Origin of the sequence: Cytobacillus depressus (genome assembly GCF_008923245.1) — a bacterium.
GTDB lineage: Bacteria > Bacillota > Bacilli > Bacillales > Cytobacillaceae > Cytobacillus > Cytobacillus depressus.
This window is the reverse complement of record NZ_WBOS01000002.1, coordinates 433,873-457,751: the sequence shown is the minus strand read 5'-3', so window position 1 is coordinate 457,751 and position 23,879 is coordinate 433,873. Positions and strand designations below refer to the sequence as shown.

The 23,879-nt window shown below is 39.6% G+C and carries 22 protein-coding genes; 1 reads left to right on the top strand and 21 read right to left on the bottom strand.

From position 1 onward, the window contains the following. Positions 1 to 2 precede the first annotated feature (2 nt). The 11 genes from rlmN to F7731_RS07510 form a co-directional block, all read right to left on the bottom strand. Entirely contained in the window at positions 3 to 1,088 is a 1,086-nt protein-coding gene (gene rlmN, locus F7731_RS07560; RefSeq protein ID WP_151534151.1) for a dual-specificity RNA methyltransferase RlmN, read from the bottom strand. Positions 1,089 to 1,092: 4 nt separating this feature from the next. After that, positions 1,093 to 2,445, bottom strand: coding sequence for a 16S rRNA (cytosine(967)-C(5))-methyltransferase RsmB (rsmB, locus tag F7731_RS07555; protein ID WP_151534150.1), 1,353 nt, complete (start codon positions 2,443 to 2,445; stop codon positions 1,093 to 1,095). Further along, positions 2,442 to 3,392, bottom strand: a complete 951-nt coding sequence (fmt, locus tag F7731_RS07550; protein ID WP_151534149.1) for a methionyl-tRNA formyltransferase — start codon at positions 3,390 to 3,392, stop codon at positions 2,442 to 2,444. The genes rsmB and fmt overlap by 4 nt, the downstream gene beginning before the upstream one ends. Next, positions 3,389 to 3,874 (bottom strand): peptide deformylase, encoded by a 486-nt coding sequence (gene def, locus F7731_RS07545; RefSeq protein WP_151534148.1) that lies wholly within the window; start codon positions 3,872 to 3,874, stop codon positions 3,389 to 3,391. The genes fmt and def overlap by 4 nt, the downstream gene beginning before the upstream one ends. A gap of 212 nt (positions 3,875 to 4,086) precedes the next feature. After that, on the bottom strand, positions 4,087 to 6,504 hold the full coding sequence (priA, locus tag F7731_RS07540; protein ID WP_151534147.1) for a primosomal protein N': 2,418 nt from the start codon (positions 6,502 to 6,504) through the stop codon (positions 4,087 to 4,089). Next, positions 6,501 to 7,712 (bottom strand): bifunctional phosphopantothenoylcysteine decarboxylase/phosphopantothenate--cysteine ligase CoaBC, encoded by a 1,212-nt coding sequence (gene coaBC / locus F7731_RS07535; RefSeq protein ID WP_151534146.1) that lies wholly within the window; start codon positions 7,710 to 7,712, stop codon positions 6,501 to 6,503. The genes priA and coaBC overlap by 4 nt, the downstream gene beginning before the upstream one ends. 144 nt (positions 7,713 to 7,856) lie before the next feature. Continuing rightward, entirely contained in the window at positions 7,857 to 8,078 is a 222-nt protein-coding gene (gene rpoZ / locus F7731_RS07530; RefSeq protein WP_151534145.1) for a DNA-directed RNA polymerase subunit omega, read from the bottom strand. Then, positions 8,079 to 8,693, bottom strand: coding sequence for a guanylate kinase (gene gmk, locus F7731_RS07525; RefSeq protein WP_151534144.1), 615 nt, complete (start codon positions 8,691 to 8,693; stop codon positions 8,079 to 8,081). A gap of 9 nt (positions 8,694 to 8,702) precedes the next feature. Continuing rightward, positions 8,703 to 8,966: an extracellular matrix/biofilm regulator RemA gene (gene remA, locus F7731_RS07520; RefSeq protein ID WP_151534143.1), complete on the bottom strand. Its 264-nt coding sequence runs from the start codon at positions 8,964 to 8,966 to the stop codon at positions 8,703 to 8,705. 107 nt (positions 8,967 to 9,073) lie between these two features. Next, positions 9,074 to 9,946 (bottom strand): YicC/YloC family endoribonuclease, encoded by an 873-nt coding sequence (locus F7731_RS07515; RefSeq protein ID WP_151534142.1) that lies wholly within the window; start codon positions 9,944 to 9,946, stop codon positions 9,074 to 9,076. Positions 9,947 to 10,057: 111 nt separating this feature from the next. Further along, positions 10,058 to 12,736 carry a cation-translocating P-type ATPase gene (locus F7731_RS07510; RefSeq protein WP_151534141.1) on the bottom strand — a complete coding sequence of 893 codons (2,679 nt, stop codon included), beginning with the start codon at positions 12,734 to 12,736 and terminating at the stop codon, positions 10,058 to 10,060. A gap of 374 nt (positions 12,737 to 13,110) precedes the next feature. Here F7731_RS07510 and F7731_RS07505 point away from each other — a divergent pair, with 374 nt between their 5' ends. After that, on the top strand, positions 13,111 to 14,820 hold the full coding sequence (locus tag F7731_RS07505; RefSeq protein ID WP_151534140.1) for an Rqc2 family fibronectin-binding protein: 1,710 nt from the start codon (positions 13,111 to 13,113) through the stop codon (positions 14,818 to 14,820). A gap of 41 nt (positions 14,821 to 14,861) precedes the next feature. Here F7731_RS07505 and pyrE read toward each other — a convergent pair whose 3' ends face one another. The 10 genes from pyrE to lspA form a co-directional block, all read right to left on the bottom strand. Then, the gene (gene pyrE, locus F7731_RS07500) at positions 14,862 to 15,506 is read right to left on the bottom strand and encodes an orotate phosphoribosyltransferase (protein ID WP_151534139.1); all 645 of its coding nucleotides are present in this window, start codon (positions 15,504 to 15,506) and stop codon (positions 14,862 to 14,864) included. Beyond that, complete coding sequence (gene pyrF / locus F7731_RS07495; RefSeq protein WP_151534138.1) at positions 15,503 to 16,219, bottom strand: orotidine-5'-phosphate decarboxylase; 717 nt, start codon at positions 16,217 to 16,219, stop codon at positions 15,503 to 15,505. The genes pyrE and pyrF overlap by 4 nt, the downstream gene beginning before the upstream one ends. Then, positions 16,212 to 17,132, bottom strand: coding sequence for a dihydroorotate dehydrogenase (locus F7731_RS07490; RefSeq protein ID WP_151534137.1), 921 nt, complete (start codon positions 17,130 to 17,132; stop codon positions 16,212 to 16,214). The genes pyrF and F7731_RS07490 overlap by 8 nt, the downstream gene beginning before the upstream one ends. Further along, a complete protein-coding gene (locus F7731_RS07485; RefSeq protein ID WP_151534136.1) occupies positions 17,129 to 17,908 on the bottom strand; it encodes a dihydroorotate dehydrogenase electron transfer subunit in 780 nt (259 codons plus the stop codon). The genes F7731_RS07490 and F7731_RS07485 overlap by 4 nt, the downstream gene beginning before the upstream one ends. Before the next feature lie 40 nt (positions 17,909 to 17,948). Then, positions 17,949 to 19,235, bottom strand: a complete 1,287-nt coding sequence (locus F7731_RS07480) for a dihydroorotase (RefSeq protein ID WP_151534135.1) — start codon at positions 19,233 to 19,235, stop codon at positions 17,949 to 17,951. After that, complete coding sequence (locus F7731_RS07475; RefSeq protein WP_151534134.1) at positions 19,198 to 20,139, bottom strand: aspartate carbamoyltransferase catalytic subunit; 942 nt, start codon at positions 20,137 to 20,139, stop codon at positions 19,198 to 19,200. The genes F7731_RS07480 and F7731_RS07475 overlap by 38 nt, the downstream gene beginning before the upstream one ends. 161 nt (positions 20,140 to 20,300) lie before the next feature. Continuing rightward, positions 20,301 to 21,581: a solute carrier family 23 protein gene (locus tag F7731_RS07470; RefSeq protein ID WP_151534133.1), complete on the bottom strand. Its 1,281-nt coding sequence runs from the start codon at positions 21,579 to 21,581 to the stop codon at positions 20,301 to 20,303. A gap of 185 nt (positions 21,582 to 21,766) precedes the next feature. Next, a complete protein-coding gene (pyrR, locus tag F7731_RS07465) occupies positions 21,767 to 22,309 on the bottom strand; it encodes a bifunctional pyr operon transcriptional regulator/uracil phosphoribosyltransferase PyrR (RefSeq protein WP_151534426.1) in 543 nt (180 codons plus the stop codon). A 197-nt stretch (positions 22,310 to 22,506) separates the two neighbouring features. After that, entirely contained in the window at positions 22,507 to 23,412 is a 906-nt protein-coding gene (locus F7731_RS07460) for an RluA family pseudouridine synthase (protein WP_151534132.1), read from the bottom strand. Continuing rightward, the gene (lspA, locus tag F7731_RS07455) at positions 23,384 to 23,878 is read right to left on the bottom strand and encodes a signal peptidase II (RefSeq protein WP_151534131.1); all 495 of its coding nucleotides are present in this window, start codon (positions 23,876 to 23,878) and stop codon (positions 23,384 to 23,386) included. Before lspA ends, F7731_RS07460 begins: the two co-directional genes overlap by 29 nt. Position 23,879: the final 1 nt, after the last annotated feature.

Genomic DNA, 23,879 nt, shown 5'->3' with positions numbered 1-23,879 from the left:
CGTCACCTCGTCTCCTCTTTTCGCTCCTTCGCACGAAGTTGTCCACATGCTGCATCAATATCATGACCTTGCTCTCTGCGAATCGTAACGTTTACACCTTGATTTTTTAATGTTTTTTCAAAATTAAAAATTTGTTCCTTCGGAGTTCTTACATAGTCTCTTTCTGGGACGTAGTTTACGGGAATTAAGTTGACATGACACTTTATTCCTTTAACTAATCTTGCTAGCTCTTCTGCATGCTCGACTTGGTCATTTACCCCACCAAATAGTCCATACTCAAAGCTTACACGTCTGCCCGTTTTATTCACATAATACCGAATCGCTTCCATTAAATCCGGCAATTTATATGCCCGGTTAATTGGCATAAGTCGGCTTCTAAGCTCCGAATTCGGTGCATGAAGGGAAAGGGCAAAATTGATTTGCATATTTTCATCGGCAAATTTATAAATTTTTGGAATGATCCCGCTTGTGGAAACGGTAATATGACGGGCACCAATATTTAATCCTTTATCATGATTAACTATTTTCAAAAACGATAGCATTTGGTCATAATTATCAAATGGCTCGCCAATTCCCATAATAACGATGGAGCTGACGCGTTCTTCTGTTTCATCTAGTGCCTGCTGTACTTTTACGACTTGAGCAACAATTTCTCCTGCCTCTAGATTACGCTTTAATCCGCCTAAAGTGGAAGCGCAGAATGTACAGCCAATTCGACATCCAACTTGAGTCGTAACACAAACAGAATTCCCGTAATCATGTCTCATAAGAACTGTTTCAATCGAATAACCATCATGCAGTTCAAATAGAAACTTGATTGTGCCGTCTGACGATTCCTGTTGAATGATTGTTTTCAATGTTGTTAAAGTAAAAGAATTCGCTAATCTTTCGCGTAATCCTTTTGATAAATTCGACATTTCATCAAAGGATGTCACTCGTTTCGTATAAAGCCAATCAAAGATTTGCTCCGCACGAAACGCCTTTTCATTGTTTTCTTTTAACCAGTCTTTCAACTCATGAAGCTGTACAGAATAAATGGACGGCTTTTGTTCTATGTTTATTTCCTTGTTAGTAGTTGCTTGTTCCAATATATTAAACCTTCTTTCTTAGACAGGCGATAAAAAACCCATCCGATCCAAAATCTTGCGGCAAAATTTGAAGCTGAAATCCTGTAATGAGCGGGCGGATCGCTTCAGGCATCCGCTCCTTCATTAGAAAATCACCTTCGAAGTCCGCATTTTCTTTTAAAAATGATGAGACGACATGTTGATTTTCTTCCATGTCAACCGTACAAGTACTATAAACTAGATTACCACCTTTTTTCAATAAAGGGGCAACAGCTTGTAATAAGTTTCTCTGCACATTTGCCAGATGATTAATATCTTCTTCCTTTTTTGTATATTTCATATCTGGCTTCCTTCTCATGACGCCAAGGCCTGAACATGGTGCATCTAATAAAATATGATCAAATGATTCTTTAGAAAATTGCTCCTGAACTTTTCTGCTGTCAAGAGCCGCTGCTTCTATATTTGTTAATGCTAATCTGTTCGCATTTTCCTTAATAAGCTTTACTTTATGTTCATGCAAATCAAGAGAAATGACCTGACCTGTTTTTGCAAGCTTTTCTGCAATATGGGTAGATTTCCCGCCTGGTGCTGCACACGCATCAAGTATCTTATCATTTTCGGCAATATTTAATGCATAGGCAACAAGCATAGAACTTTCATCTTGAATCGTTATCAGTCCAGCCTTAAAGGCTTTAGAATTGGCTAGGTTTCCACGGTAACACTTGATTGCTTCCTTTATGACAGGACTTTGTTCAACTTGAAACCCTTCTTCTTCTAAAAAGCCCAAGCATTCTTCCGTTGTCGTCTTCGTCAGGTTAACTCTTGCAGTTTGTAGCGGTGCTGTTAAATTAAGCTCGCACATTTGCTTTGTCTTTTCAAATCCTAGTTGGTCTGCCCATCTTTGAACGAGCCAAACCGGATGACTTGTTTCAGTAGCTAGTCTTTCCAATGGATCGGCAATTTCTTCAAATGATGGTACCCCTTCTCTTTGGATGCTGCGCAAAATGCCATTCACCATACCTGAAATTCCTTTATGACCGCGCTTTTTGGCAATTTCAACAGCCTCATAAATGGCAGCCCGGTCTGGAATTTTATCTAAATAGATCATTTGGTAAAGTGTGAGCCGCAATAACTGTATGACCCAGCTCTCAATCTTTTTCTTCCCCTTTAGGAAGGGAGCCATAAAGAAATCAAGACTCATTTTTCTTTGTAACGTTCCATAAGTCAATTCTGTCAACAAACCAATATCTTTAGCATCAATTTTATTTTTATTAATAAAATTGTTGAGAAGCAAATTGCTGTAAGACTGATTTTTTTCAATCATTTCTAATAAGTCCATTGCCGTTTCTCGAACGTTCTTCTTTATTTCCTTTTTCATTGCTCAACTCCTAAACGTTCTCCAACCGTTACTTGAGACCCAGCTCCGCGTAAAAATTGCTGAGCAGTCATTTTTTTCTTTCCAGCAGGCTGCAGCTCGATAATCTTAATGGCTGTGTCATTGCCTGTAGCGACGACAAGAGCTTCATCCTCTATTTTTATGATGGTACCTGGAGCCTCGTTTGCATCAATATTTACCTTTTCCGTCCACCAAATTTTTATAACTGATCCGTTCAAGCTTGTATATGCGACAGGCCAAGGGTTTAATCCACGTACATGGTTGTAGATCTCTTCACCTGTTTTCGACCAATCAATTTTTTCCTGTTCACGTTTGATGTTTGAAGCAAAAGTTGCGCTTAAGTCATCTTGAGGAATCGGCTGCAATTCCCCATTCAGCAGTTTCGGCAAAGTATCTGATAATAGCTTAGAACCAGCCTCACTTAGTTTATCATGCAAAGTGCCAACCGTGTCTGTTTCTGTAATCGGGACTTCCACTTGAGTAAGGATGTCACCGGCATCAAGCTTTTCAACCATATACATGATTGTAATGCCTGTCACTTTCTTACCTTGAATGATTGAATAATGAATCGGCGCGCCGCCTCTTAATTCAGGCAATAGTGAGGCATGAACATTTATGCAGCCAAATTTAGGAGCGTCCAATAGCTCCTTAGGTAAGATTTGACCGAATGCGGCTGTCACGATTAAATCAGGATTTAAAGCCAATATTTGATCAAGATCTGCTCTCTGGCGAATTTTTTCCGGCTGATAAACAGGAATTCCGTGTTTTTCCGCTTCTACTTTTACAGGAGGTGGTGTTAACACCCGTTTTCTTCCTACTGGGCGGTCCGGCTGTGTCACAACGCCAATGACCTCATATCCATCCTTAATGATTTGCTGCAAGACTAGAACGGAGAAATCCGGTGTCCCCATAAAAACAATTTTCGTCATTCGACACCCTCTCCTTCCAACTCAGCTTCTTCTAAATATCTCGATACTTTAGAGGTAAATAAAATCCCTTCAAGATGGTCGATTTCATGTAAAATCGCTCTCGCTAAGAAGTCTTCCGCTTCTAATGTGTAAAATCTCCCTTTTCGGTCTTGAGCCTTGATTTTTACATAAAAAGGTCTGCTTACTTCCCCATATAAATCAGGAAAGCTTAAGCATCCTTCTGGTCCTAACTGTTCACCTTTTGTTTCTAGAATTTCAGGATTAATCATTTCAATTGTGCCACTATCATCGTCAATATCGACAATAGCAATTTGCTGATCAAGGCCAATCTGTGGTGCTGCAAGACCAACACCGTCAAACTCAATCATTGTATCGTACATATCGTTTAATACTTTTACAAGCTTTTTATCAAAAATCTTCACTTGTTTACACTTTACTTCTAATATTTCAGAAGGATAAGTGACTATTTTTCTGACTGACAATCTAGTTCCTCCAATGACTACTTATTCATCTATTTTCAACCAATTTTATTTGGTTCATAACTTTAGATGTAGATTTTCCTTCGTTCAGCTCCAGCGCCTACCCCCTCGAGGTCACAAGCCAATCCTCCCAGAAAGGTAATAAAACACCTTTCCCGTGAGGCTCGTCTTGTGCTTGTCGGGGGTGAGCAAGGCGCTTGCGCATTTGTCCCTCGTTACATAAGAATAAATGGATTCACATCAACCGAGATTTGCAATCCCCCTGAATTCATTTCCTGTTGATAGTGGTCTAACATTTTTTTCAAGGCATGACCTAGACCTGGTTCCCGTTTGTATTTTATCAAACATTGATATCTATATCTATTATTAATCCGAGGTATCGGAGAAGCAACTGGTCCTAAACAAATTGCTTCCCTAGATAGCTTGGACTGAATATAGGTGGTAATTTTCTCTGTTACAGATACTGCCTTCATTAATTCCTCATGACTAACCGTTACTAAGGAAATAAAGTAAAATGGCGGATATTTGTGAAGCTTTCTTACCATCATTTCCTGTTCATAAAATCGTCGATAATCCTGATCACCCGCAAGCTCGACACTATAATGCTCAGGAGTGTATGTTTGGATAACAACTTCTCCTTCAAGCTCATGTCTGCCAGCCCGGCCGCTTACTTGGGTTAACAATTGAAATGTTTTCTCTGACGATCGGAAATCTGGCAGATGAAGCATCGTGTCAGCTGATAACACGCCGACTAGAGTGATATTTGGAAAATCCAGTCCTTTTGCAATCATTTGTGTACCGAGCAAAATATCAGCATGGCCTTCCTGGAATTGATCAAGCAGTCTTTCATGTGCACCCTTTCGACTCGTCGTATCAACATCCATCCGAATGACTCTTGATTCAGGCAGGATTTTTGCCAGTTCTTCTTCAACCTTTTGTGTACCTGTACCAAAATAACGGATATGCTCACTTTGGCATTCAGGGCAATGCCCGGGAACATGTGCCTCATATCCGCAATAATGGCATTTCATCTGCTGATTAAACCGATGATACGTAAGAGAAATATCGCAATTTGGACAGTTAACTACATACCCGCAATCTCTGCACATGACAAAGGAAGAATGCCCTCTCTTGTTTAGAAACAACACAATCTGTTCTTTCTTTTCCAAACGGTCCTTTATTTTTTCAAGCAACATTCGCGAAAACATGGAACGGTTGCCTTCTCTCAGCTCCTCCCTCATGTCAATGATCTTCACTGCAGGAAGTGCTTGGTTGTTCATTCTTTTCGGCATTGATAAAAGTTGATATACCCCTTTTTGCGCTCGTGCAAATGATTCAAGAGCAGGGGTTGCACTGCCTAAAATAACGGGACATCGATGAGTGGCTGCTCTCTGTATTGCCACATCACGGGCATGATATTTTGGATTTTCCTCTTGTTTATAGCTTGTCTCATGCTCTTCATCGATAATAATAATGCCCAAATTTTGAAAAGGGGCAAATATCGCTGAGCGCGCTCCGACGACAACTTTAACTTCCTGTCGTTGAATTTTTCGCCATTCATCATATTTTTCACCAATTGAAAGACCGCTATGAAGGACGGCTACTTGGTCGCCAAATCTTCCTTTAAATCTTTTCACCATTTGCGGAGTTAAAGATATTTCAGGAACAAGTACAATTGCCTCTCTTCCTTTTTCTAATACCTTTTGAATGGATTGCAGATAGACTTCTGTTTTTCCACTTCCTGTAACTCCATATAATAAAAAATTAGCATGTTCATGTCCCTGAATAGAAGCAAGTATTGGCTTGATCGCATTTTCTTGATCCGCAGTAAGAGGAAGCGGATTCGATTTTGTAAATGTTCTATCCTCATATGGATCACGATATACTTCTATTTCTTTTTGCAATAGAATTCCCTTTTTCATTAATCCATTTATGACGGAGGAAGTAACCCCTAGTTTAGCCAAAAGTTCATGTACATCGATAGGCTCATTTCCATATTGAATAAAAAAATCTAATACTTTCTGTTGTTTAATTGCTTGAGCCGTTAAGCCCGCTTTCTCTGAAATAAGCTCATCTCTACTTATTTTTGTAAAAACCACTTTGCGCTTTTTCTTTTTCACTCGTTCTTTCACTTCGTATATAATCTCGACATTCCCTTTTGTTACTTCTTTTTGTAAAACAGACAAGAATCCCTTTTCAACAGCTTCCTGCCACAAGATATGATCGCGATTTGCGAAAATCCCTTGAATATCGTCAAAAAGTTTCTCAAGGTTAGCCGCCTTAGTTATGCGAAGTTTTTTTTCATATTTCGCCTTTAAAGCAGCAGGGAGCATAACTTGATAAGCCGAAATTTTATAACAAAGTGTTGTTTCTGTTAACCAATCCCCTAGGGCAAGAAGGTCCTGATTTAATACAGGTGTTAGATCCATTGGCTCGATAATTTTTTTTAATTGCTTAAAGGCTGATTCGCCCTTAATTGCTGTGACGAATCCTTGGATTTTTCTTGGACCAAAAGGGACGATGACTCTCATACCAATTTGAATCACACCTAAGAGATGCTCAGGTATTAAATAATCAAACGTCTTGTCGATTTGCCTTGCGGGTACATCAACAATTACGCTGGCAATATTCATTTCTGCTCATTCCTTAATAAGTTAGAAGCTTCCTCAATTATTTTGGCAGCGACTGCCTGCTTTGACATTAGCGGCAGCTCAATAGAAGAACCGTCACGTTTGAATAATGTCACAATATTTGTGTCAGTACCAAAGCCAGCTCCTTCTGCTTTTACGTTATTAGCTACAATCATATCCGCATTTTTTTTCTTCAGTTTTGCTTGAGCATAATCAGCAATGTGATCTGTCTCTGCAGCAAATCCGATTAAAATTTGCTGTTTTTTTGCTTTGCCGAGCTCTAAGAGAATATCCTTCGTTCGTTCAAGCTCTAATACTTCTTCACCGGGCTTTTTTTTCACTTTATGATCATAGGCAATTTTTGGACGGTAATCAGCTACCGCTGCTGTTTTAATAACAAGATTTGCATTTGGATACTCAGCCATGACTGCCTCATACATTTCCTCTGCACTTTCTATACGAATGAGCTGAACACCCATCGGTGCCGGCAATGAAACAGGGCCAGAAATGAGTACAACCTCCGCACCTGCTTGTACAGCTTCTTCTGCGATTGCATATCCCATTTTTCCTGAGGAATGGTTCGTAATATATCTGACAGGGTCAATTTTTTCTCTAGTTGGTCCGGCTGTAATGATGATTTTATATCCAGAAAGATTTGGTTGGGTTAATTTTTGAAAATGAGTAATAATCATTTCTGTTATTGTCTCTGGCTCTTCCAATCTGCCTTTTCCTACATACCCACAGGCAAGATAGCCTTCTCCAGGTTCAACAAATTGATAGCCAAATGAGCGCAAAGTTTCCATGTTTTTCTTAACCGCCGGATGATGATACATATGAACATTCATGGCGGGGGCTACCCATACAGGTGCGGTCGCCGCAAGAAGGGTTGTTGTAATCATATTATCTGCAATGCCATTTGCCAATTTTCCGATTGTATTAGCTGTCGCAGGAGCAACTAAGATTAAATCAGCCCAATCTGCGAGATCAATATGAGCAATCACCTTCGAGTCTTTTTCATCAAATGTATCTGTATAGACATCATTTCGTGATAATGCTTGAAATGTTAGGGGTGTAACAAATTTTTGTGCAGATTCACTTAATATTACTTTTACATCTGCACCTGCTTGTGTAAGTTTACTAGTTAAAGCCGCTGCCTTATAGACAGCGATGCCGCCTGTTACACATAAAAGAATCTTTTTTCCGCCTAGCATCATTCGACCTCCACTCTTGTCACTGAAATTCTATCTTTATTATGCAAGAAGAACTAGTTTTTTTCATCTTTAAATAACAATCTACACTGTTTACCGAGTCAAAAATAAAAATAACAACCTTGTTAAAGGTTGTTATTTGATGTCTTATTCGTAAGCTTCGTCCTTTTGCTTTTTAGCAAGTCTGTAATGAAGCTCATCCGCATTGATTTCCTCTAATGCTTTGCCGACATTTTTGTGTGAAACATACTTACTAAGCTGAGGCTTAGCATCGACTTGAAGCATACGGGCACGTTTAGCAGCGACCGATACAAGTGAATATTTTGAATCAATTTTTGTCATTAAAGAATCAATAGAAGGATAAAGCATTTATTCTACCTCCAGCATTTTAATATATCGTGGTTCAACTCGTTCTCTACGGCAATGTTCAGCTACGACAATCGCTTTAATTCTTTCACAAGCCCGCTCGATTTCGTCATTTTCCACGACATAATCGTATAAATTCATCATTTCAATTTCTTCTTTTGCTACAGTCATCCGGTTTAGGATGACATCTTCCGTTTCCGTCCCTCTTGTCACAATTCTATTTTTCAATTCGGAAAGACTGGGCGGAGCGAGGAAAATAAATAACCCATCTGGAAATTTCTTTCGCACTTGACGAGCACCTTGGACCTCAATTTCCAGAAAGACATCCTTGCCTTCTTCAAGAGTTTCTCTCACATAATCAACAGGAGTACCATAATAATTCCCTACAAATTCAGCATACTCCAAAAGCTTTTCTTCCTTAATTAAAGCTTCGAATTCCTCACGTGATTTGAAAAAATAGTCTACTCCATTTACCTCACCTTCTCTAGGAGCTCTAGTCGTCATGGAAATAGAATATTCAAATGCAGTATCAGGATGTGAAAATATTTCTTTTCTAACGGTCCCTTTTCCAACACCAGAAGGGCCGGATAAAACAATTAATAAACCTTTTTCCTTCATTATTTAATCTTACCCTTCATCAATAGTTTCATCTCTGTCATCTAAACGGTGTGCAACAGTTTCTGGCTGTACTGCCGAAAGAATGACATGGTCACTGTCCATGACAATGACTGCCCTCGTCCGTCTGCCGTATGTTGCATCAATTAAAGATCCGCGATCACGAGCATCTTGAATAATTCTTTTTATTGGGGCAGATTCGGGGCTAACAATAGAGATTATTCGGTTGGCAGATACAATATTGCCAAAACCGATATTTATTAATTTTATAGCCATTTGGTTCCTCCAAGTATCAGTTATATATTTTGGCCCCGGGAGCCTTATTCTAAACGAGGATGTTCAAAAAGTCTTGTCCTCTTTTTTGAACACACACTAAAAAGTAGTTATTCAATATTCTGTACTTGTTCTTTCATTTTTTCAAGCAAACTTTTCATTTCTACTACATGGGCAGCAATGGACGAATCATTTGCTTTCGAACCTATTGTATTGACTTCTCTGTTCATTTCTTGAAGAATGAAGTCTAGTTTTCTGCCAATCGGTTCATTCGCTGACAGCGTTTGTGCAAATTGATTCATATGGCTATCTAAACGGATCAATTCTTCGTTAATATCAATCTTATCAGCGAAAATGGCTACTTCTGTCAAAAGTTTAATTTCATCAAAATGCCCATTCGTAAATTCTAACATTCGTTTAGACAATTTTTCTTTATATTGTTGTACGACGATTGGTGCATATTCTTTTAGCTTTATTACATGCTGATTGATTTTGCTCAGATTTGAAGTTAAATCCTTTTCAAGCTCTGCTCCCTCCAACCTTCGCATTTGCAATAATTGAATACACGCCGCTTCAACAGCCATTAGCAATATGTTTTCGAGATTTTCATTTGTAGCTTCTTTTTCAATGATTGATATAAGCTCTTCTCTCGCTAAATCCTGAAAGGTCATTTCGTTTTTAATCTCGTATTTATCTTTAATCGCCGTTATATTCTTTACATATTCGTCTAAAAGTGTCCAGTCTATTTCAACATGCCGATTAACAAGATTTTGTCCTTCAATAGAAATAAAAACTTCTGCACGTCCTCTTTGGACATATTTATTTACTTTTTTCTTTATTTTATCTTCCAAGTATAGAAGCTGTTTCGGCATTCTTATTTGGCATTCAGCAAACCGATGATTAACCGATTTAATTTCGACTATTGCAGCTAGGGAACCATCTTCCTTTTTTCCTCTGCCAAAGCCAGTCATACTTACGACCATATCAAACACGTCCTATTTACTACAATTAGTTCGTATTTTACCATAAATAAAGAAAAATGTATGTAAAAAAGGTAATAGAATGCTCTATTACCTTTTGCATTATAACATATTTTATTTTCTTTTTCTTGCCAAAAATGAACCGGCCAATAAAAAAGTTGGTACTGCAGCTAGTCCTGCAATCATAAACCAGTCATTCGCTTTTACTGGAACTGTATGAAAAATCGGCTGTAAAGGCGGATAGTAGATGACAACAAACAGTAATAGTAAGGAAGAAAGAACTGCCCAAACTAAAAATTTATTCCCAAATGGATTTCTCGCAAAAACAGATTTCTCACTGCGGCAATCAAATACATGGATAAGCTGAGCAATTACTAATGTAGAAAATGCAATTGTTTGTGCATATTCAAGCTCATCGGGATTTTCATTATAAACAATGATGAAGGCTATTAGAGTAACGACCCCAATTAAAAAGCCTCGAGAGATCACTTTCCAGCCCAACCCTCTTGCGAAAACCCCTTCTCTTGGATTTCTTGGCTTTCTCTTCATCACGTCATCCTCAGGCTGGTCAAGTCCTAAAGCCATGGCAGGCAAGCCATCTGTAACTAGATTGACCCAAAGGATTTGAATAGGTACTAATGGAAGCGGGTAGCCAAGCAGCATCGCAAATAACATAACAAGAATTTCCCCGACATTGGATGCAAGTAAATAGCGGACGAACTTCCTAATGTTCTCATAAATATTTCTACCTTCTTTGATCGCTGCTTTAATTGTAGCGAAGTTATCATCTAGGAGGATTAATGCCGATGCTTCCTTCGCCACATCTGTTCCTGTAATCCCCATCGCCACCCCGATATCGGCAGCTTTAATCGCTGGGGCATCATTTACCCCGTCTCCTGTCATGGCAACGATATGGCCTTTGTTTTGCAAAGCTTTGACAATTTTTAATTTATGTTCTGGCGAGACACGGGCAAAGACGGACACATCTTCAACCACTTCTTCCAGTTCTTGAACATCCATTTCCGAAAGGGCTTTCCCATCCAGCACTTTAGAGTTTTTCGTTAAAATGCCAAGCTGAGTAGCAATGGCTTTTGCAGTAATGACATGATCACCTGTAATCATGACAGTCTTTATCCCTGCATCTCTGCACTCCTTCACAGCTCCCTTTACTTCCGGTCTTGGAGGATCGATCATCCCTTGAAGTCCAATAAAAATTAAATCCTTCTCAGCTTCATCTTCATGTAAAATTACAGTTTTTGCTGGGATTTCTTTATAGCCGATGGCTATCGTTCTTAAAGCTTGTGATGCTAAACCTTCTATCGCATCTTGGATTTTAGCAGTCACATCACGGGACATAAATTGACGGCGGCCTTCCCAAAGAACACTACCTGATACGGATGCCAATACATCTGGTGCCCCTTTTGTAACAATAAATTGCTTTCCATTGTGGTCCTTCACAACAATACTCATCATTTTCCGAGAAGAATCAAATGGGAATTCTTTAATAATTTGATATTGCCCCAATAATGTATTGCGGTTGTACCCTGCCTTCATTGCTGCTACAAGTAAGGCACCTTCTGTCGGATCGCCATCTATGATAAATTCTTTATTTTTTTGCTTAATTTCCGCATGATTACAAAGCATGCCGAACATAAGTAATTGCTGGAGAGGCTTCTCACTCTTTACTTGTATTTGCTTCCCAGCTTGATAGAATTTTCCTTGCGGTTCGTAGCCAACTCCATCGACTGTCCAAACATCGCCGCCGCTCCATAAATGAGTAACGGTCATTTTATTTTGTGTCATTGTCCCTGTTTTATCGGAACAGATAACAGAAGCACATCCAAGCGTTTCAACTGCAGGCAGCTTTCTAACGATCGCCTTCTGCTTAATCATTCTTTGGACACCTAGCGATAAGGCAACCGTAACGATAGCCGGGAGACCTTCTGGTATAGCTGCAACAGCTAATGAAACACCAGCAAGGAACATCGTGTATAGATCATGTCCTTGTAAAACACCGACAGCAACTACTAAAATAGTTAACAGCAATGCTACTGTAATTAAGATTTTTCCAAGCTGCTCCAGTCTTCGTTGCAATGGGGTTGTCATGGACTCAGCCTTTTGCAGCAGATCAGCAATTTGACCCATTGCTGTTTTCATCCCGATGGCAACGACAAGCCCGACTCCGCTTCCTCTTGTAACTAATGTGCCCATAAACGCCATGTTTTCCATGTCACCGATGCCAGGATTAGCCGTTTTTATCGAGCCAGTTGTTTTCGAAACAGGCAAGGATTCTCCGGTCAGTGCCGACTCTTCCACTTCAAGACTATTGGATTCTATTATTCTAACATCGGCACCAATTCTGTCGCCGCTTGAAAATTTAATGATATCCCCAACTACAGCTTCCTTTGAAAGAACTTTTACCCATTCTCTATTTCTTAGCACACTCACTTGTGGTGCGGAAAGTTCTTTTAAGGCAGCTAATGATTTTTCCGCTTTTCTTTCCTGAAAAAATCCAAGCAGTCCATTTATGATCACTATCGCAATAATGGCAACAGCATCTATGTATTCGCCAAGCAGTCCAGAAATAAGCGTTGCCGCTAATAATACTAAAACCATGAAATCTTTAAATTGGCTAAAAAACAAGAGTACGGCAGACTGTTTTTCTCCTTCTTCCAGTTCGTTATAACCAAATTGTTTTCTTCGTTTTTTTACATCGTCGTCAGTTAAACCGGCTGTCGAATTAGAATTAAGTGCCTGTTCAACTTCTGTTTCATTCATTTCATGAAATTTCATACGGACATCACGCTTCCTCCTTATTGTCTAGCTGCGGCTCCTAGCCCCACGTACAGGACGTACTAGTGTCAACAATGCGACAGGACGTCGCGTTTTTGTTGACCTCGAGGTCATAAGTCAATCTCCCATGAAGGTTAAAGTACAACCTTCATGAAAGATTGCCTTATGCTTGTCGGGGCTGTACAGTCGCCTCGCTTTTCTAACCTTGTAAAAAAGCCCGTGCTTGTACAAACTAGCGAAAACAGTCTTTTCAAAGAAAGCTTATTCAGCCTTGGGCAAAAAAATGCTAGAATATTTATAGATGATTGCGAAATGCGGAAATGTTAATTACGCAAGCGATTAAACACAATATATTAAGTAAAGGATGTTCCAATATGTCATTTGACGGATTATTTTCGCGGGCCATGACTGAAGAGCTGACCCGTGAATTAAAAGGCGGCAGGATTAATAAAATCCATCAGCCTTATAAAAATGAAATTATTCTAATCATACGAGCAAATGGAAAAAATCATAAGTTGCTCTTGTCTGCTCACCCTAGTAATGCAAGGGTGCAGCTGACAAATGAAGCATATGATAACCCTTCTGAGCCTCCAATGTTTTGTATGCTATTAAGAAAACATTTAGAAGGTTATTTTCTGGAAGAAATAAAGCAGGTTGGTACGGATCGGATTATTATTTTTGAAGTTAAAGGGCGAAACGAAATCGGGGATACATCCTATAAACAGCTTATCGTTGAGATTATGGGTAGACATAGCAATATAACATTAGTCGATAAAGCGAGAAATATGATTCTAGATAGTATTAAGCATGTTTCCTTTGCCGTAAACACACATCGAGCCATTTTACCTGGCCAGGAATACATATTGCCGCCAAGTCAAAATAAATTAAATCCTTTTGATGCAGACGAAACTGCCGTATTAAGACAATTGGATTTTAATAGCGGTAAGCTAGATAAGCAGCTTGTTTCAGCCTTCGCAGGGATATCACCGCTTCTCGCTAAAGAAGCTATCTTTCAGGCAGGAATAGCTAATCGAGCCACCTTACCAAAAGCTTTTTTATCGATCTTGCAAAAAGTAAAGGAGCATGACATACAGCCAGCTATTACGATTAGTGAAGCGAAGGAGAATTTTTATCTGTTTCCATTGCATTATTTGCAAGGTGAGGCTAGAGAGTTTCACAGCTTAAGTGCACTGCTTGATCGCTTTTATTTTGGCAAAGCTGAACGTGACCGTGTGAAACAGCAGGCGCACGGCCTTGAACGATTTATTATTAATGAAAAAGAAAAAAATGAAAAGAAGATTGAAAAGCTTTTAACTACTTTAAAGGATGCGGAAAATGCAGACATTCATCAGCTTTATGGCGAGCTGATAACAGCAAATATATATGCCATTCAAAAAGGGATGAAGGAAATTGAGGTCATCAATTATTACGATGAACATGGAGAAACGGTGACGATTCCTTTAGAGCCGCAAAAAACACCATCGGAAAATGCACAGAAGTTTTTTACAAAATATCAGAAGGCAAAAAATTCGATTAGCATCGTAAAGGAACAAATCGAGATAGCTAAAAAAGAGCTAGCGTATTTTGAGAACTTACTGCAGCAGGTTGAGTCGGCGTCACCTAAAGATATTGAGGAGATCCGTGAAGAGCTTATTGAAGGAAACTATCTAAAAGATAAGCAGAAGCGAAAAAATAAAAAAACTCAAAATGCGAAGCCGGTTCTCGATCGCTACACCTCAACAGACGGAACGGAAATTTTAGTCGGAAAAAATAATAAACAAAATGATTACTTAACTAATAAACTTGCTGGCAGAGATGAAATCTGGCTGCATACAAAAGATATCCCTGGGTCCCACGTCGTCATTCGCAGTAAAGAACCTTCAGAAAAGACAATTCTTGAGGCTGCTGGGCTCGCCGCCTATTTCAGTAAAGCACGGAATTCAAGCTCCGTTCCTGTAGATTTCACCCAAATTAGACATGTCAAAAAGCCAAGCGGAGCAAAGCCGGGATTCGTCATTTATGATCATCAACAAACAGTGTACGTTACACCTGATGAGGATGCTGTTCTAGCTAGGAAAAACTAAACATATAAAAGGCAAGCGCTAGCGCTTGCCTTTTGTATGCCTTACCGTATAACTTCAGTTGAATGTGATCCCCAAGCGACAGGGTCTTTTCTCCACTCAGCTAGCGTTACCATATCTTCAGCTTGAATATAGCCTTTTTCTTTTGCTATTTCAGATAATGTTTCGAAATCGGTCAAAGTATAAGCTGTAATACCGGCATTTTCAAGGAGCTCTTTTCCTTTTTGCAGCTGATACGTAAAAATTGCTACTACTCCTAATACGTCACATCCAGCCTTTCTTAATGCTTCAACAGCCGTAATGACGCTGCCTCCTGTTGAAATTAAGTCTTCAATGACGACTACCTTTTGACCTGCCTCTGCTTTACCCTCAATTTGATTTCCTTGTCCATGACCCTTTGGCTTTGAACGAACATAGCACATTGGGAGATCAAGCAAATCACTAACCCATGCTGCATGCGGAATACCTGCTGTAGCCGTACCGGCAATAAGCTCAGCTTCAGGAAATTTTGTTAAAATCATTTCCCGAAGCCCATTCGCAATTTCTTTACGCACAGAAGGGTATGATAATGTTAGGCGATTATCACAATATATCGGAGCACGTAAACCGGATGACCACGTAAAAGGTTCGTTAGGCTTTAAGGCGACTGCCTTTATTTCTAGTAAGCTTTCTGCAATTTGGCGCTTCATTGAGATACACCCTCCCATGTTTGTTTGAACAGTAAATATTTTTCTAACGGATTTTTTGATTGTGTAATTGAACGGCCAACAACAATTGCCGAAACTCCTTCAGACTTTGCAAACTCTGGTGTGGCGACTCGTTTTTGATCCTGTACATCATCTGTTTGTAAACGAATACCAGGAGCAACTGTCAAAAATGATTGCCCAAGCAACTGACTTATTGGTTTAGCCTCGTACGTCGAGCATACAACTCCATCCAGTTTTGCTCTTTTCGCTAATGTTGCATAATGAAGAACGGACTCTTCTAACGAAACATGGATGAGCTGTTCCTTTTTCATTTGCTCCTCCGACGTGCTAGTTAATTGAGTAACAGCGATACAAGCTGGTCTTACCTGACCGCTTTGAGTTCCCGCATCTAATCCTTCCAGAGCGGCCTCCATCATTTCTTTTCCACCAGCAGCTTGGACATTCACAAGATCACATCCTAGTCGAGCAAGACCTTTCATGGCACTTTTTACAGTATTAGGAATATCATGAAGCTTTAAATCTAGGAAAATATCATGTCCTTGATTCTTTAATTCATGAACAATGCTCGGACCTTCCTGATAAAAGAGCTCCATGCCAATTTTCAAAAATAGTTTTTCCTCACCGAAAGCCTCCAGGAATTGAAAAACTTCATTTTTTTCGGCAAAATCTAACGCAATAATGAGTGATTTATCCACGTTTATTCCAGCTCCTTCCGATGCACTCTGATATATGTTCAAAGCCTAAGCTATTCATAAGCTCCAGCAATTCTTCAATGATAGTTGGGCAAATAAAGGGATCTACGAAATTGGCTGTTCCAATAGCTACAGCCCTTGCCCCTGCATAATAAAATTCAAGGACATCTGCAGCTGATTGGACGCCACCCATACCAATGATTGGCAGAGAAACGTGCTGGCTCACCTCATGAATCATACGAATAGCTACAGGCTTAATCGCAGGACCAGATAAGCCGCCAGTTTGATTAGCTAAAATTGGTTTTCCAGTCTTAAGATCAAGTCTCATGCCAATTAATGTATTGATCATCGTTAAACCATCAGCCCCGCCGTCTTCAATCGCTTTTGCCATCTCAACAATATTTGTTACATTAGGCGAAAGCTTTACATAAACAGGGACTGCCGAAACTTCCTTCACTTTTTTCGTTAAACTTTTTGCTACTTCAGGGATTGTTCCAAAAGCAATTCCACCTGTCTTTACATTCGGACAGGAAATATTCAATTCAAGAGCATGTACATTTGGAGCCTGCGAAATTTCCTTTGCAACTGCAATATAATCTTCTTCCAATGATCCTGCAACATTTGCAATAATCGGAACATCGAATTGCGAAAGCCACGTAAGCTCCTCATTTAATACCTTGTCTAAACCGGGATTTTGCAAGCCAATTGCATTAAGCATACCTGATGACGTTTCAGCCACACGCGGTGTTGGGTTTCCAAATCGTGGCTCCAAGGTTGTTGCCTTAATCATTATCGCACCTAACAAGTTTAAATCATAAAGCTCACTAAACTCTCTGCCAAACCCAAAACAGCCTGATGCCGGCATGATTGGATTCTTCAGTTCTAAACCTGGCAAGCTTATTTGTAATGATTTCATAGGACAACCTCCCCTGCTTTAAAAACCGGCCCATCACTGCAAACCTTTTTATAACTATATCCTGTTGGATCATCACCTGTATGGCATACACATGCGAAGCAGGCCCCAATTCCGCAGCCCATGCGTTCCTCTAATGAAAGATAAACTTTTTTATGAGGATAGGCTTGTTCAAGTGCTCTTAACATCGGGGTCGGACCACAAGAAAAAAGAATATCAAAATCTAGTTTTTCATCTTCAATGACATTCGTTACGAAGCCTTTTTTTCCGTAGCTGCCATCTACTGTCGCAATATATGTTTCACCTAGTTCTGAAAACTTTTCATGATAAAAAACGACATTCGAAGATTGAAAGCCAAGAACATGGATGACTTTAACTCCCCTTTTTACAAGCTGCTTAGATAATTCATATAAAGGAGGAACCCCAATACCACCTCCAACTAAAAGAGCAGTATCGCCAAGATTTGCCTCTGCTAATGGGAAGCCATTACCTAAAGGTCCTAGAACATCAATGATTTCATCGGTTGTCTTCTTGGACAAAATATTAGTACCCTTCCCATCTGCACGGTAAATCATTGTGAACTCTTTTCGTTGTTGATCTATCGCCGCGATACTAATAGGCCGTCTTAATAGAGGATCAAGCTGATCTGATACCTTCAAGTGAACAAATTGTCCAGGTTCATTCATTTCACAGGCAAGCTCCCCCTTTAGAGTGAGCTCAAAAATCTGATCTGCAATTTTCTCTTGGGAAACAATTTGACATAATTCTTTTTTCTTCATGCGAATACCACCTTTTGGACTTTTCCATGCCTCGTTGTTTTTAAACTGTGACACTACTTTTTTTCCAGGCAATTTCCCCATTAACCATTGTTAATACTGGCCAGCCTTTACAATCCCAGCCCCCAAATGGCGTATTCCGGCCTTTTGATAAAAATTGCTCAGGATCGATTTTTTCTGTATGATTTAAATCTAGTAATACGATATCCGCTTCTGCTCCAACTGCAATTTTTCCAGTTGAGAGGCCGAACGTTTCAGCCGGCTTTATCGTTAAGAAATCAATTAATTGTTTTAATGTGAATACTCCTTTTTCAACGCAATGAGTATAAAGGAGCGGGAACGCGGTTTCTAATCCGACAATTCCGAATGGAGCCAGCTTCATGCCGGCAGCCTTTTCTTCTGCCGTATGCGGAGCATGATCAGTTGCAATGAAATCAATCGTTCCATCTAGAAGTCCTTCAATTAAAGCTTCTTTATCTGCGGCTCCTCTTAAAGGAGGATTCATTTTATAATTGGTATCTAATCCTGGAATATCTCTCTCACATAAAAGCAGGTGATGGGGCGTTACTTCTGCAGTTACTTTAATACCCGCCTTTTTAGCATCTCTTACAACTCGAACCGATTCCTTTGTGCTAATATGGCACACATGATAATGACAGTTGGCTGCTTCAGAAAGCAAAACGTCCCTCGCTATATGTACAGATTCACATACAGAAGGAATTCCATTCAAGCCATGCTTTTTTGAAAACTCTCCTTCATGAACTGATCCTTTATTAATAAGTGTATTTTCTTCACAATGCGCGACAATTGCCATATTGATTTCTGCTGCTTTTTTCATAGCAGCAAGCATCATAGCAGCTGATTGAACACCGACACCGTCATCCGTAAAAGCGAAGGCTCCGGCTTCTTTAAGTGCAGCAAAATCAGTTAGCTCCTCACCAATTTCGCGGATCGTTATCGAGGCGTATGGAAGGACACGAACAGCCGCTGTCTCTTCAATACGTTTGTTTATCTTCTCTAGCTGCTCTTTAGAATCTGGGACAGGTCTCGTATTTGGCATAGCAGCTACTGTAGTAAATCCGCCTTTAGCTGCTGACATTGTACCCGTCGCAATCGTTTCCTTCTTTTCTCCGCCGGGTTCACGAAGATGAACATGTAAATCAATAAATCCCGGAGCTATTAGTAAGTCCGAAGCATCAATGACTTCCTTTGCTTTTTTTGTAATCCCTTCACTAATTTCAACTATCTTTCCAGCCTCTATTAAAATATCTCTTTTAATGAATTTTCCTTCATTAGTTAGCAACTGCCCATTCTTTATAAGTGTTGACATCTTTTCCGCCCCTTTCAGATTGTTCAAGTGCCCTTTTTAGGACCGCCATTCTTACATAAACACCGTTTGTCATTTGCTTAAATATTCTAGAACGTTCACATTCTACTAAACAATCAGCAATCTCAACATTCCGATTGATTGGAGCCGGATGCATAATAATACTCCCTGGCTTCATTGTTCTTTCTCTTTCCACAGTCAATCCAAAAGCTTGATGATATTCCTCTGCTGTCCGATCATTTTTTACTTCATGGCGTTCATGCTGAATTCTTAAGAGCATGACAACATCTGAAGTTGCTACTGCTGTATCAATATCTTCAAAGCGTACTCCATTTTCAAGTATTTCATCATCAAACCACTCTTCTGGTCCGGAAAATACAACTTCTGCACCAAGTCTCACTAATGTATCGGCATTCGATCTTGCAACTCGGCTATGTCTGATATCACCAATTATTGCGACTTTTAATCCGTTAAAGCCCCCAAATTCTTGTTTGATCGTTAATAAATCAAGCAAGGATTGTGTAGGATGATGTCCACATCCGTCACCAGCGTTAATTATGGCCACATCGGTTTTTCCTTCAAGCTCGTCAAAATAACGATCTTCACTATGGCGAATAATGACTGCATTTGCTCCAATCGCTTCAAGCGTTTTAACTGTGTCATAAAGAGTTTCGCCTTTTTGCACACTTGATGTACTTACTTCAAATGGAATCGTATCTATTCCTAATCTTCTTTCCGCCACTTCAAAGCTGCATTTCGTCCTTGTGCTATTTTCAAAAAATAGATTGGCAACAAACAGATTTTTCTTAAGGGACCAAGTACCCCCGTCTAAGAAGTATTGCGCGTCTTCAAGAATTTCATTAATTTCACTAATCGTTAATTCTGTTGTCGTAAGTAAATTTTTCATTTTCATATCCTCCTTTTTCTTCTAAAAAACACCCTGACTTATTATTGTCAGGGTGCTGAAGAGTTGAAGAGACATTTTGGGCACAAGGAGACTAGCCCCGCAACCGAATCACTTCAACACCCTTACAAATCTCTCTGGACTTACTTAAAAGGCGTTATATATTATGCTACTTCAGAAATATTTTCCTTTACCGGCTCCCGGCCAGGTAAAATCAAGTTTAATACTACTCCGAAAATTGCTGCTAGTGCCATTCCTTGAATCTGTAATGGGCCAATATCGATATGTGCTCCACCAATGCCGATGACTAGAATGACTGAGGCGATGACTAGATTTCGCTTTTCACCGAAATCTACCTTACTGTCAACAAGCATTCTTAAACCAGATGATGCGATGATTCCAAATAAGAGGATGGATACTCCACCCATAACTGGTGTCGGAATGGAGCTGATTAGTGCTGAGATTTTTCCGATAAAACCGAATATAATGGCGATGACAGCCGCTCCGGCTAACACATATACACTGTAAATTCTCGTTATTGCCAGTACACCAATGTTTTCGCCGTAAGTTGTTTTTGGCGGCCCTCCCATGATAGCGGAGATCATTGTAGCTGTTCCATCTCCTAAAAGCGAACGATGGAGTCCAGGGTCTTTAATATAATCTTTGTTTACAACCTTTCCTAAGACGAGCTGATGACCAATATGCTCTGAGATTGTGACTATGGCGACTGGAATCATTAAGAGCATCAGATCTAAGGTAATTTTCAAATCATAGTGAGCGAAAGGGAAAACAAAATCAGGGATTTCAATCCAGTTAGCCTCTCGTACTCCGGTAAAATCGACAATTCCTACTGCCAAGGCATAAAGATAACCAATGATGATACCTGCTAATATCGGGATCATACTTAATATTCCTTTAAAGTAAATTGAGAAGATGATCGTTACAGCTAACGTGACAAGTGCGACTGAAAAGTGCAGTACACTGTATTCGCTTGTGACCGGATCATTCATTGCCATTCCTACGGCTGTTCCCGACAATGCTAATCCGATTACCATTATGACCGGTCCGACAACGATTGGCGGTAGAAGATTCATCAGCCAGCGATAGCCGGCTTTTTTTATGATTAATGCAACGATTCCGTATAAAAGCCCGACCATAAAGCTGCCAATCATCATGGCGCCGATTCCACCAGTACTACCTGCTACAGTGAGTGGTATGATGTACGCGAATGACGAGCCTAAATATGCAGGAACTTTCCATTTAGTGATAAAAAGAAAAGCTAGTGTTCCAAATCCGCTTGAAATTAAGGCGATGGCAGGACTTAAATCGACTAAGTATGGAACTAATACTGTTGCACCGAACATGGCGAATAAATGCTGTAAGCTTAATGTTAACCAATGCGATGGTGATGGTACATCCTTTATGTCTAATACTGGCTTATTCATATTATCCCCCTCCTACTGGATCTGTGTTTAATATTTTTGCTCTATTTATCAATCACAATTCCCCATAAAAAAACCCTCTTTTGCTCTATTGGCACAAAGAGGGTATAAGTATACAGTGATAGACTGTAAACTTTAAGTTACTCCCCCTTTGTCAGCCTCTCTGGACTGCTTTTAAAAAGGGCTATTTAATTATCGAAAATACTTACTTGCTCTGCTACATCGACTTCCTTTAATTCAACAACAATTCTTTCTGAGCTTGATGTGGGAATATTCTTACCGACAAAGTCCGCTCTAATTGGTAACTCACGATGTCCGCGGTCTACAAGAACTGCCAGCTGAATGGATGATGGTCTACCAATATCCATTAACGCATCTAAAGCAGCTCTAACCGTTCTTCCTGTGTAAAGCACATCATCGATGAGGATGACCTTTTGGTTGTTAATATCTTGAGGGATATCTGATCCTTTAACTAGCGGTTCTTGATTATTTGTTACTTTTGTTAAATCATCCCGATAAAGTGTGATATCGAGCTCTCCGACTGCAACCTTTGTTCCTTCAATTTGTTCAATTCTTTCCGCAAGGCGATTTGCTAAATAAATGCCTCTCGTACGGATACCGACAAGAACACAGCCTTCAATTCCTTTATTTTTTTCAATAATTTCGTGAGCAATCCTTGTTAATGCTCTCCTGATTGCTTGTTCATCTAAAACAATTGCTTTCTGTGAAATGTTAACCACCCTCTTTACAGATTAAACAAAAAACTCTCTCACCGTTATGGCGAGAGAGTATGGAAGTACATTAAGTAATCAAGACATGCATAAATGCCTCGAATCTTATCCGCTTCCTTCTCAGCCTCACGGGACTGTTATTAAAGGACTTATTTAACTATTGTCATTTTATTGCACATAAAGGCATATGTCAATCATTATTTTTTCAGCTGTTCGATAAGCTTCTCGAAATAATCAGGTAATGGAGCTTCAAATTCTAAATATTCCCCAGACCTTGGATGTATAAAGCCTAGTACTCCTGCATGTAACGCCTGACCGCCAATGTCTAATGTCTTTCTCGGTCCATATTTCGGATCGCCTGCAAGGGGATAGCCAATGTATTTCATATGAACCCGAATTTGATGAGTCCTTCCTGTTTCTAACTGACATTCAACGAGTGTGAAATCTTGGAAACGGTCTAGAACTTGAAAATGAGTAACGGCTTTTTTTCCATTATCAGAGACAGCCATACTTTGGCGATCCTTTTGATCACGAGCAATAGGTGCATCAATTGTACCGTAATCATGGGGGATGACACCATGAACAATCGCTTTATATTTTCGCGTTACAGATTTTTCTACGAGCTGATTAACAAGACTTTCATGGGCAAGGTCATTTTTCGCAACCATTAATAGCCCAGACGTATCTTTATCAATGCGGTGAACAATACCAGGTCTCATTACTCCATTAATGCCAGATAAATCTTTGCAATGTGCCATCAATCCATTTACAAGTGTTCCTGTTAAATGGCCTGGAGCTGGATGAACGACCATTCCTTTCGGCTTGTTAACAACTAAAACATCCTGATCTTCATAATAAATTTCCAAGTCCATTTCTTCCGAAACAACATTTAATTCCTCTGGTTCTGGAATTTGAATAGTGATTTGATCATTGAAACTGCATTTATAGTTCGTTTTAATTTTCTGACCGTTGACGAGCACATGCTCATCCTTAATCCATTGTTGAACTTGTGTTCTCGACCACTCTTGATTCAAAGCAGTAAGAATTTTATCGATTCTTTCACCCGCCTGCTCCTCAGGAATGATGTGTTCCATTTTCTCCATGCGTTTTCTCCTTTTTCATTGCTCTCTCTTCTAAAAGCATTTGTATCATAAGCATCGCCACACCGATTACTAGGGCAGAATCAGCAATATTAAAGACAGGGAAATCATAGCCAAAAATATAAGTATTAATAAAATCAACGACTTCCTGATGAAGAACCCGGTCAATAAAATTACCAATTGCTCCTCCGAGCATGAATCCTAATGCGACGCCTAATAGCCATTTTCCTTTAGCTGCTTTTCGAATATAGTAAATAATTCCAACGATAACGATTAATGTTATGATGTAAAATAGCCACATTTGCCCTTCTAAAATTCCCCAAGCTGCACCTCTATTACGATGCGATGTAATATATAGAAAATTCTTAATTACTTCGACGCTTTCACCGAGCTGAAAATTTTTAACGATAAGCCATTTCGTAAATTGATCAAGTGCAATAATTAATAAGGCTATTATGTAGAAAACCACA

Bases quoted from the DNA above. Each gene is read 5' to 3' on its own strand.
- F7731_RS07490 (WP_151534137.1), bottom strand. From the start codon at position 17,132: ATGAAATCATTACAAATAAGCTTGCCAGGTTTAGAACTGAAGAATCCA.
- F7731_RS07510 (WP_151534141.1), bottom strand. From the start codon at position 12,736: ATGAAATTTCATGAAATGAATGAAACAGAAGTTGAACAGGCACTTAAT.
- priA (WP_151534147.1), bottom strand. From the start codon at position 6,504: ATGAATATTGCCAGCGTAATTGTTGATGTACCCGCAAGGCAAATCGAC.
- F7731_RS07475 (WP_151534134.1), bottom strand. From the start codon at position 20,139: ATGAAAAATTTACTTACGACAACAGAATTAACGATTAGTGAAATTAAT.
- remA (WP_151534143.1), bottom strand. From the start codon at position 8,966: ATGGCTATAAAATTAATAAATATCGGTTTTGGCAATATTGTATCTGCC.
- rsmB (WP_151534150.1), bottom strand. From the start codon at position 2,445: ATGAAAAAGGAAATAAAGAAGAACGTTCGAGAAACGGCAATGGACTTA.
- F7731_RS07515 (WP_151534142.1), bottom strand. From the start codon at position 9,946: ATGGTCGTAAGTATGACTGGCTTTGGCAGAGGAAAAAAGGAAGATGGT.
- F7731_RS07470 (WP_151534133.1), bottom strand. From the start codon at position 21,581: ATGAATAAGCCAGTATTAGACATAAAGGATGTACCATCACCATCGCAT.
- gmk (WP_151534144.1), bottom strand. From the start codon at position 8,693: ATGAAGGAAAAAGGTTTATTAATTGTTTTATCCGGCCCTTCTGGTGTT.
- F7731_RS07460 (WP_151534132.1), bottom strand. From the start codon at position 23,412: ATGGAGAAAATGGAACACATCATTCCTGAGGAGCAGGCGGGTGAAAGA.
- coaBC (WP_151534146.1), bottom strand. From the start codon at position 7,712: ATGCTAGGCGGAAAAAAGATTCTTTTATGTGTAACAGGCGGCATCGCT.
- F7731_RS07485 (WP_151534136.1), bottom strand. From the start codon at position 17,908: ATGAAGAAAAAAGAATTATGTCAAATTGTTTCCCAAGAGAAAATTGCA.
- F7731_RS07505 (WP_151534140.1), top strand. From the start codon at position 13,111: ATGTCATTTGACGGATTATTTTCGCGGGCCATGACTGAAGAGCTGACC.
- rpoZ (WP_151534145.1), bottom strand. From the start codon at position 8,078: ATGCTTTATCCTTCTATTGATTCTTTAATGACAAAAATTGATTCAAAA.
- pyrE (WP_151534139.1), bottom strand. From the start codon at position 15,506: ATGAAGCGCCAAATTGCAGAAAGCTTACTAGAAATAAAGGCAGTCGCC.
- F7731_RS07480 (WP_151534135.1), bottom strand. From the start codon at position 19,235: ATGTCAACACTTATAAAGAATGGGCAGTTGCTAACTAATGAAGGAAAA.
- fmt (WP_151534149.1), bottom strand. From the start codon at position 3,392: ATGACGAAAATTGTTTTTATGGGGACACCGGATTTCTCCGTTCTAGTC.